Origin of the sequence: Dietzia sp. CW19 (genome assembly GCF_014145265.1) — a bacterium.
GTDB lineage: Bacteria > Actinomycetota > Actinomycetes > Mycobacteriales > Mycobacteriaceae > Dietzia > Dietzia natronolimnaea.
The window spans coordinates 1-8,570 of sequence record NZ_JAALEE010000143.1 but is presented as its reverse complement, the minus strand read 5'-3'; the positions used below and the strand labels follow the sequence as shown (position 1 = coordinate 8,570).

Sequence of the window (8,570 nt, the reverse complement as noted above, 5' to 3'; positions counted from 1 at the left end):
ATGAACGCCAGGGACGTCGACGGACCGCTCCCGCCGGTGACCCTGCGTGCGGGTGCCGCCCCGTGGTGCGCCGCGGGCGCGGCCCCACCGTCGCGACGGGTGGGGGACAGGTCGCGGGTGAGCTCGGCCAGGTCGGACTGGAAGAGGGCCCCGTAGGCCTTGGTGGTCCGCTCGTCGAACTCGGCGAGGGTCAGGCGCCCTTCCGAGTAGGACTGCTGGAGGAACCTCGCCGTCGCCTCACGCTCGTGGTCCGAGGCACGGATCGACGGGAGTTCGGGACCGGGATCTGGGCGGGCGTCATCCATGGGACGAGGGTAAGCCCTGACACACCTGTACGGGAGCTGAGTGGGAGGAGCCCGCTTCCCGCGCCCCGGCAGGCACACTGGAGACCATGATCGAGGTACGCAATCTCACCAAACGCTTCGGCGCCGCTACGGCGGTCGAGGACCTGAGCTTCGTGGTGCGGCCGGGCGTCGTCACCGGCTTTCTCGGCCCGAACGGGGCCGGGAAGTCCACCACCATGCGGATGATCGTCGGCCTGGACACCCCCACCTCGGGTGAGGCGCTGATCAACGGCCGGCGCTACCGGGAACTCGAGCGGCCCACCCACACCGTCGGGTGCCTGCTCGACGCGTCCTGGACCCACGCCAACCGGTCCGCGGGCGCACACCTGAAGATGATCGCCGCCGCGGGTGGTCTGCCGGCCACCCGCGTCGACGAGGTGTTGTCGCTGGTCGGTCTGAGCGACGTGGCCGGCCGCAAGGTGGGCGGGTACTCGCTGGGAATGCGCCAGCGACTCGGGCTGGCCACCGCCATGCTCGGCGACCCCGAGGTGCTGCTCTTCGATGAACCGGTCAACGGTCTCGACCCCGAGGGCATCCTCTGGATCCGCCGCTTCATGCACGCCCGCGCCGCCGAGGGCCGGACGGTGCTCGTGTCGAGCCACCTGCTGTCGGAGATGGCACAGACGGCCCAGGACCTCGTCGTCATCGGTCGGGGGGTGCTCCGCGCCCAGACGTCCGTCGAGGAGTTCCTCTCCGCGGCCACGTCCTCCGTCCTCCTCCGGACACCGCACGTCGACGAGTTCACGGCCGCCGCCCGGGAGGAGGGGATCACCGCCACGTTCGACCCCGAGGCCGGAGTGTTCCTCGTGGAGGGGCTGCCCGCCCCCCGGGTCGGTGACCTCGCCGCGAGTCTGGGGATCACCGTCCACGAACTACACGAGAAGCGGGCGTCGCTCGAGGAGGCCTTCATGGCGCTCACCGACCAGGACGTCGAGTACCACGGTCAGGAGACCACCCGATGAACCTGCTGAAGTCCGAGTGGATCAAGGTCACCACCACCAAGAGCGCCTACTGGCTGTACGGCCTGGGGATCGCCCTCGCCCTCGGCCTGGCCGTGATCATCGGCCAGTTCGAGCAGCCCTCGGCGGGGGACCCGATCGTCGGGGAACCCGGCGGCGGGGGAGATCCGCTGTTCGCGATCCTGGGAGTCGGCGCCTTCACCGTCATCCTCGCGTGGATCGCCGCGATCGTCGCCGTGACCGGCGAGTACCGCTACCACACGAACAAGGCCACCTTCCTCGCCTCACCGTCGCGGTGGCCGGCGGTGCTCGCCAAGACGGCGCTGTTCACCGTGATGTCGATGGTCGTGACCGCCGTGGCGGTGGTGGTCTCGCTGCTGGCCGCGGGGGCGCTGTCCGGTCTGGACTCGTGGACCCCGTTCTCGGGCGACGGGCTGACGTACCTCGTGCGGTTCCCCGTCTACGCGGCGGTGGGCACCCTCGCCGTGATGGGCCTGGCGTACATCATGCGCAACGCCGCCGGCACCATCTCGCTGTTCCTGGTGTGGACGCTGGCGCTGGAGGGCATGGTCTCCCTGATCCCCCGGGTGGGGCAGGACATCGCCGGCTGGATGCCGTTCGCCAACGGCGACTTCTGGACCCAGGGTGAGACCGCGCGCGGGTTCATCACGTGGGGCGAGTGGCCGGCGTTCGCGTGGTACGCGGCGGTCTGCGTGGCCCTGTGGGTCGCGGGTCTGGTAATCACCCTGCGCCGCGACGCCTGAGCGGCACCCACGACACGGCCCGGGTGTAGGTACACCCGGGCCGCGTCTCGTCGCGGGCTGGGCCGACTCGCGGGCTGGGCCGACTCGCGGGGGGTCGGACGCCCTGTGGAAGGTCAGTGCTGACTGATCGGCAGGTAGACGCGGGAGCCCTGTTCGGCGAACTCCGCCGACTTCTCCGCCATCCCCGCCTCGATCGCCTCGACCGTCTCCATCCCGTGCTCGGCCGCGTAGTCCCGGATGTCCTGGGAGATCCGCATCGAGCAGAATTTGGGACCGCACATCGAGCAGAAGTGGGCGGTCTTGGCGGGCTCGGCGGGCAGAGTCGCGTCGTGGTACGCCAGCGCGGTGTCCGGGTCGAGCGCCAGGGCGAACTGGTCCCTCCACCGGAACTCGAACCGCGCGGTGCTCAGCGCGTCGTCCCGTCTCTGTGCGCCGGGGTGCCCCTTGGCCAGATCCGCCGAGTGCGCGGCGATCTTGTAGGTGATCACGCCGGTCTTGACGTCGTCGCGATCGGGCAGGCCCAGGTGCTCCTTGGGAGTGACGTAACAGAGCATCGCCGTACCCGCCTCCGCGATCCGCGCGGCGCCGATGGCGGAGGTGATGTGGTCGTAACCCGGTGCGATGTCCGTGGCCAGCGGCCCCAGCGTGTAGAAGGGCGCCTCCTCGCACCACTCCTCCTCGAGCCGCACGTTCTCCACGATCATGTGCATCGGCACGTGTCCGGGGCCCTCGATCATCACCTGGACGCCGTGGCGCTTGGCGATCCCGGTGAGCTCACCCAGCGTGCGGAGCTCGGCGAACTGGGCCTCGTCGTTGGCATCCGCGATCGATCCGGGCCTCAGGCCGTCCCCGAGGGAGAACGTCACGTCATAGCGCGCGAGGATCTCGCAGAGCTCGGCGAAGTGGGTGTAGAGGAACGACTCGCGGTGGTGCGCCAGGCACCACGCCGCCATGATCGAACCTCCGCGCGAGACGATCCCGGTGACGCGCTTGGCGGCGAGCGGGACGTACCGCAGGAGCACGCCCGCGTGGACGGTCATGTAGTCCACGCCCTGCTCGCACTGCTCGATGACGGTGTCGCGGTAGAGCTCCCAGGTCAGCGCGGTCGGATCACCGCCCACCTTCTCCAGTGCCTGGTAGATCGGCACGGTCCCCACGGGAACGGGGGAGTTGCGCATGATCCACTCGCGGGTCTCGTGGATGTCCCGCCCGGTGGACAGGTCCATGATGGTGTCCGCGCCCCACCGGGAGGCCCACACCATCTTCTCGACCTCCTCCGCGATCGAGCTGGTGACCGCGGAGTTGCCGATGTTGGCGTTGATCTTGGTCAGGAAGCGCTTGCCGATGATCATCGGCTCGCTCTCCGGGTGGCGGTGATTGGCCGGGATGACGGCGCGGCCGGCCGCCACCTCGGTCCGCACCACCTCGACGTCGATCCCCTCCCGCGCGGCGATGAAGCGCATCTCCGGGGTGATGTGGCCCGCGCGGGCCCAGGCCAGCTGGGTCCGCACCGGCGTGGGGTCCTCCGCCGAGGCGGGCGCGGCCTCCGGGTGGGCCCAGCCGTCGCGGGTGGGCGGCAGTCCTGCGGCCAGGTCGTGGCACTCCCCGGCGTCGGCGTACCCGGTGTACGGACCGGAGGTGTCGTAGACGTCGAACGTCGTGTCGTTGGTCAGGGAGATCCGACGGACGGGCACGCGCAGGGTGCTGCCCTCGGCCCGGACCTCGAGGTAGGACTTGCTGCTGGAATGGATGGGGCCGCAGGTCACGGCCTCGATCGAGGTGGTGTCTGCGCTGGTGGTGGACGTGTTTCTGCCCATGATGTTCACTGCTCCCTACGCCGGCATGACCCGGACAGGTTCAACGGTCGACGACCCGGCTGGCCGTCCTCTCAGCCCGCGCTCCGAAGCGGACTCCCGTGTGGACGAGTATGAAATTGTGCCGGGCGAGCGTACCCCGGCGAGTAGCATCACGTGGGGAACACACCCTGCCGAAGGAGCCCCATGTCCCGAGTAGAGTCACTGGTGTTGGTCCACAACACCGATAGAGACCGGTTCGAACTGTGGGACGGCGAGACGTTCATGGGCCTGGTGGGGTACGAGAAGGACGGCGAGGTCTACATCCTTCTCCACACCGTCATCGAGGAGCACTTCGGTCAGCAGGGCATCGCCCGCCTGCTGGTCAGTCTGGTCCTCACCCGGATGCGTCTGGACGGGAACAAGATCCGGCCGGTGTGCAGCTATGTCCGCCGCTTCCTCATCCGCTTCCCCGAGTACCAACTCCTCGTCGCCCCCCGCTGACCCCGGTGAGGGAGGCGTCCGGGACCACTCCGGTCACCCGCCGGGATCTCGCCCGCCTCCGCCTGGCCTCCCAGCGGCTCGTGGGGGAACGCTGCTCCTCGCCCGCCGAGGCGGTGCGGTGGATGGCGTGCATGCAGGGGCAGGACCTGCCCGGCGTCCTCGCATCGGTCGCCCTGCGCTCCCTCGGTCCGGACGGCGGGCCCGCGACGATCAGCGACGTCCGAGCAACCCTCGCCGACGGGTCCGTCGTCCGTTCGTGGCCCATGCGCGGCACCCTCCACCTCGTGCCCGGTGAGGACCTCGGGTGGATGGTCGGGGTGGCCGCGGGGCGGTCCCGTTCTGCCGCGGTGGGGCGGCTCGCCGCGCTCGGGGTCGACGACGACGGAATCGCCCGCGCTCACAGAATTCTGCTCGAGGAGATCGCCGGGACGCGTGTCCGGACCCGTGCCCAGCTCCAGGATCGCTGGCGGGCGGAGGGAGTGGAGGTTTCTGAGGGCCGCGGCTACCACCTGCTGTACCTCTTCGTCGTCGACGGGCTGGTCAGCCAGGTCGACGGCACGGGGTCCGAAGGGACAGGACCCGGCAACACAGGGCCCGGCAACACAGGGTCCGGCAGCACAGGGTCCGACGGTCCTGTGCACGGTTTCGCCCACCACGATCGGTGGCTGGCAGCGAACGGGGTCGTCCCACGTTCACCCACCCGCGAGCAGGCCGTCGCGGAGTGGCTCGAGAGGTTCCTTCGATCACACGGACCCGCGCGGGCCGAGGACTTCCGACGGTGGACCGGACTGCCCTTGCGAGACGTCCGCCCCGCCCTGGAGGCGGTGTCCGGGCGGCTGGAGGCGGTGTCGTTCGACGGCGCCACCTACTGGATGGACCCGGGCGCGCCTGATCGGCTGGCCGCTGCGGGTCGGTCCGCGGATGCCGTACTCCTGCTCCCGGGCTTCGACGAATACCTGCTCGGCTACGGCGACCGGTCCCACGCGGTTGACTCTGATCACTCCGGATTGATCGTTCCCGGCAACAACGGTGTGTTCCGGAGGACGGTGGTGCACAGGAGCAGAGTGGTCGCCACGTGGAGAACGGTGGGCTCGGGCGGCCGGCGTCGCATCGAGACCGCGCCGTTCGCGACTCTGTCCGGGCGGCAGTCGACGGGGATCGCGCGGGCGTTCCGCAGGCATCCGACCTGACGGCGGCGCGCGCGGCACCGGTCGGATGGGGGCCGTCCGTTCGGGAGGAGGGTGTTTCGGCCGACCTCACTCCGGGGATACGATTCGGTCATGACGAACCCGAGCTACCCCGGTTCCCCCTCCGACTCCCCGTTCGGGGCGGGCCAGTCCCACGGACAGGAGTCCGGCTACTGGCAGGACTCGTCCTACGGTCAGAGCGCACCCTCGTACGGCCAGAACCCCGGCTACGGGGGTCAGGGCACCGGGGCGTTCACCGGCTCCCCCGGGGCCACCCGACCCGGCCCGCCGTCGAACATCGGGTGGGCGGTGGCCTCGCTGCTGTTCTTCTGGCCGCTGTCGTTCGTCGCGATGACCCGCGCCGCGGACGTCTACCCGCTGTGGGCGGCCGGCCACCACGCCGAGGCCGAGGCCGCGAGCGCCTCCGCCAAGAAGCTGGGCCTCATCTCGCTGGCCATCTTCGGGGGACTCGTGGTCCTCTACTTCGTCTTCATCATCGCCATGGTGGGGCTGACCGCGTCCGGATTCTGATCGTCAGATCAGTCCCACCCGCGGCGCTTCGATCGCCGGGCACGTGTCCATCACCACATCGAGGCCGGCGTCCGCGGCCCGCCGGGCGGCGTCCTCGTCGATCACTCCCTGCTGCAGCCAGACGGCCTTCGCCCCCCGGGCGATGGCCTCGTCGACGACTCCGCCCGCGAGGTGCGAGTTGACGAACACGTTCACGACGTCGATCTCCCCGGGCACCGACGCCAGGTCCGGGTATCCCTGCTGCCCGTGGACCGTCTCGGCCTTCGGATGGACCGGGACGATCTCGTGGCCCAGGTCCCGGACGTAGGCGGCGATCCCGTACGCGGTGCGTCCGGCATTCGAGGACAGGCCCACCACGGCCCACCGCCCGCGATCCGAGAGCAGGCGCGTGATGACGGTCGGATCATTCGTGTGGCTCATACCCTGTGCAATGCGCGGCGTCGCGCAGACATTCCCCGACGGGCCCGGTGCGCGGGATCTTCCTTCGCGGGCTCAGTCAGTCCCCGACGGCGACCTTGCCGCGCCGGACGATCTTCGGGTCAGGGTCGAACACGACCTGCGGGTCCTTCTCCGGGTAGTCGAACTGGTTGAGGAAGTGGCGCATCGCGTTGATGCGCGCCCGCTTCTTGTCGTTGGACTTGATAGTGATCCAGGGTGCCCAGTCGGTGTCGGTACGCCGGAACATCTCCTCCTTGGCGGCGGTGTACTTGTCCCACTTGTCCAGGGACTCCAGGTCCATGGGGGAGAGCTTCCACCGCCGGACCGGGTCCAGCTGACGGATCGCGAACCGGGTCTTCTGCTCCTCCCGGGTGACGGAGAACCAGAACTTGGTCAGTCCGATGCCGGAATCCACAAGCATCTTCTCGAACATGGGCGCCTGCTCCATGAACGACTCGTACTGTGCGTCCGTGCAGAACCCCATCACCCGCTCGACGCCGGCCCGGTTGTACCAGGACCGGTCGAACATCACGAGCTCGCCGCGGGTGGGCAGATGACTGATGTAGCGCTGGAAATACCACTGGTACAGCTCGGTCTCGGTGGGCTTGATCAACGCCACCACGCGGGCCTGTCGCACGTTGATGTACTCGGTGAACCGCTTGATCGTCCCGCCCTTGCCGGCGGCGTCCCGGCCCTCGAACACGATCACGTGCCGGTGACCCGACTCGGCCTGCCAGTTCTGGAACTTGAGCAGCTCGATCTGCAGCAGGTACTTCTCCACCTCGTACTGGTTGCGGTCCAGCCGGTGGTCGTACGGGTAGTTCTCCCGCCACGTGTCCACGGCCCTGCCGTTGATGTCGATGAGGTCGGGGTCCTCACCGTGGTCGTCGCGGACGGTGAAGCCCTCGGCGCGCAGCCGGTCGATGTAGTGGCGGAGTTGGAACGTGGACATCGGTGGGGGCTCCTGATGCTGAGACGAGGTGGCGGTGCTAGTCGAGGTCCACGACGACGGGCGCGTGGTCGGAGGCGCCCTTGCCCTTGCGCTCCTCGCGATCGATGAACGCGCCCGTCACCCGAGCGGCCAACTCCGGTGAGTGCAGCTGGAAGTCGATGCGCATGCCCTGCTTCTTGGGAAAGCGCAGCTGGGTGTAGTCCCAGTAGGTGTAAACGCCGGGGCCCGGGGTGTACTCGCGGGTGACCTCGCGGAAGCCCGCTCCGTCGAAGGCGGCGAAGGCCTGGCGTTCGGGCTCCGAGACGTGGGTCTTGCCGTCGAAGACCTCCATGTCCCACACGTCGTCGTCGTGCGGCGCCACGTTCCAGTCACCCACCAGCGCCACCTGCGCGGACGGGTCGGCGGCGAGCTCGGCGGAGGCGTGGTCGCGGAGCCGGGCCAGCCACTCGAGTTTGTAGGTGTAGTGCGGATCCGCCAGTTCGCGACCGTTGGGCACGTAGAGGCTGTAGACGCGGACGCCGTCGCACACCGCCGAGATGGCGCGCGCCTCCGGGTCCTGCGTGACCTCGGGATCCTTGTGGAAACCGGGCATGTCGTCGAAGCCCAGCCGGACGTCCTCGAGCCCCACCCGCGAGGCCACGGCCACACCGTTCCACTGGCTGAGCCCGTGGTGGGCGACCTGGTACCCCAACTCCTCGAACGCCTCGTGCGGGAACTGGTCGTCCTTGCACTTGGTCTCCTGCATGGCCAGGACGTCCACGTTGGAGCGTTCCAGCCAGGCCACGACCCGGTCCCGTCGAGCTCTGATCGAGTTCACATTCCAGGTGGCCAGGCGCATGGCGAGCAGTCTATTACCCCGTGTCGGATCGCGCGGACCGTGGAGCCGAACCCTCGACGACGACGAGGTGACGCATCGAGTGATGCGGGGCCAACCCGAGCTTGGCCCACAGGCCGCGACCGGCCGAGTTGTCCGCGAACACGTGGAGGTGACATTCCTCGGCACCCAGCGCCCGCCCCCACGCGACGAGCGCGCCGGTGACCACCTCGGCGAGCCCGCGGCGCCGGTGGGCGTCGGCGGTCTGTACGCACGAGACCGCG

At 69.4% G+C, this 8,570-nt stretch carries 11 protein-coding genes and 1 riboswitch; of the genes, 5 read left to right on the top strand and 6 right to left on the bottom strand.

Going from position 1 to position 8,570, the window contains the following annotated elements:
* On the bottom strand, positions 1–305 hold a 305-nt coding region (locus G6021_RS05120), incomplete at its 3' end, for a DUF1707 domain-containing protein (protein ID WP_182616964.1).
* An 86-nt stretch (positions 306–391) separates the two neighbouring features.
* Between G6021_RS05120 and G6021_RS05115 the strand changes: the two genes are divergently transcribed.
* Together G6021_RS05115 and G6021_RS05110 are read left to right on the top strand one after the other, a co-directional pair.
* A complete protein-coding gene (locus G6021_RS05115) occupies positions 392–1,306 on the top strand; it encodes an ATP-binding cassette domain-containing protein (protein WP_182609662.1) in 915 nt (304 codons plus the stop codon).
* Complete coding sequence (locus tag G6021_RS05110) at positions 1,303–2,067, top strand: ABC transporter permease (protein ID WP_179523463.1); 765 nt, start codon at positions 1,303–1,305, stop codon at positions 2,065–2,067. Before G6021_RS05115 ends, G6021_RS05110 begins: the two co-directional genes overlap by 4 nt.
* A 113-nt stretch (positions 2,068–2,180) precedes the next feature.
* Here the strand turns inward: G6021_RS05110 and thiC are convergent, their stop codons facing one another.
* Positions 2,181–3,884 carry a phosphomethylpyrimidine synthase ThiC gene (gene thiC / locus G6021_RS05105; protein WP_187700455.1) on the bottom strand — a complete coding sequence of 568 codons (1,704 nt, stop codon included), beginning with the start codon at positions 3,882–3,884 and terminating at the stop codon, positions 2,181–2,183.
* Positions 3,880–3,994, bottom strand: a riboswitch (TPP riboswitch). (Overlaps the previous gene by 5 nt.)
* 73 nt (positions 3,995–4,067) lie before the next feature.
* Here thiC and G6021_RS05100 point away from each other — a divergent pair.
* The 3 genes from G6021_RS05100 to G6021_RS05090 all read left to right on the top strand — a co-directional run bounded on the left by G6021_RS05100 (position 4,068) and on the right by G6021_RS05090 (position 6,082).
* Positions 4,068–4,364: a GNAT family N-acetyltransferase gene (locus G6021_RS05100; protein WP_179523462.1), complete on the top strand. Its 297-nt coding sequence runs from the start codon at positions 4,068–4,070 to the stop codon at positions 4,362–4,364.
* 5 nt (positions 4,365–4,369) lie between these two features.
* A complete protein-coding gene (locus tag G6021_RS05095) occupies positions 4,370–5,554 on the top strand; it encodes a winged helix DNA-binding domain-containing protein (protein WP_182609660.1) in 1,185 nt (394 codons plus the stop codon).
* Positions 5,555–5,644: 90 nt separating this feature from the next.
* Positions 5,645–6,082: a CD225/dispanin family protein gene (locus G6021_RS05090; RefSeq protein WP_182609659.1), complete on the top strand. Its 438-nt coding sequence runs from the start codon at positions 5,645–5,647 to the stop codon at positions 6,080–6,082.
* 3 nt (positions 6,083–6,085) lie between these two features.
* Here G6021_RS05090 and G6021_RS05085 read toward each other — a convergent pair whose 3' ends face one another.
* The 4 genes from G6021_RS05085 to G6021_RS05070 form a co-directional block, all read right to left on the bottom strand.
* Positions 6,086–6,502, bottom strand: a complete 417-nt coding sequence (locus tag G6021_RS05085; protein WP_182609658.1) for a CoA-binding protein — start codon at positions 6,500–6,502, stop codon at positions 6,086–6,088.
* A gap of 76 nt (positions 6,503–6,578) precedes the next feature.
* Positions 6,579–7,472, bottom strand: a complete 894-nt coding sequence (gene ppk2 / locus G6021_RS05080) for a polyphosphate kinase 2 (protein WP_182609657.1) — start codon at positions 7,470–7,472, stop codon at positions 6,579–6,581.
* 37 nt (positions 7,473–7,509) lie between these two features.
* Positions 7,510–8,310 carry an exodeoxyribonuclease III gene (locus G6021_RS05075; RefSeq protein ID WP_182609656.1) on the bottom strand — a complete coding sequence of 267 codons (801 nt, stop codon included), beginning with the start codon at positions 8,308–8,310 and terminating at the stop codon, positions 7,510–7,512.
* A 13-nt stretch (positions 8,311–8,323) separates the two neighbouring features.
* Positions 8,324–8,570: GNAT family N-acetyltransferase (locus G6021_RS05070; RefSeq protein WP_182609655.1), on the bottom strand; the 247-nt coding region annotated here is incomplete at its 5' end.

Excerpts from the sequence above, each read along its gene's own strand:
- G6021_RS05115 (WP_182609662.1), top strand. The coding sequence starts at position 392 with ATGATCGAGGTACGCAATCTCACCAAACGCTTCGGCGCCGCTACGGCG.
- G6021_RS05110 (WP_179523463.1), top strand. The coding sequence starts at position 1,303 with ATGAACCTGCTGAAGTCCGAGTGGATCAAGGTCACCACCACCAAGAGC.
- thiC (WP_187700455.1), bottom strand. The coding sequence starts at position 3,884 with ATGGGCAGAAACACGTCCACCACCAGCGCAGACACCACCTCGATCGAG.
- G6021_RS05100 (WP_179523462.1), top strand. The coding sequence starts at position 4,068 with ATGTCCCGAGTAGAGTCACTGGTGTTGGTCCACAACACCGATAGAGAC.
- G6021_RS05090 (WP_182609659.1), top strand. The coding sequence starts at position 5,645 with ATGACGAACCCGAGCTACCCCGGTTCCCCCTCCGACTCCCCGTTCGGG.
- G6021_RS05085 (WP_182609658.1), bottom strand. The coding sequence starts at position 6,502 with ATGAGCCACACGAATGATCCGACCGTCATCACGCGCCTGCTCTCGGAT.
- ppk2 (WP_182609657.1), bottom strand. The coding sequence starts at position 7,472 with ATGTCCACGTTCCAACTCCGCCACTACATCGACCGGCTGCGCGCCGAG.
- G6021_RS05075 (WP_182609656.1), bottom strand. The coding sequence starts at position 8,310 with ATGCGCCTGGCCACCTGGAATGTGAACTCGATCAGAGCTCGACGGGAC.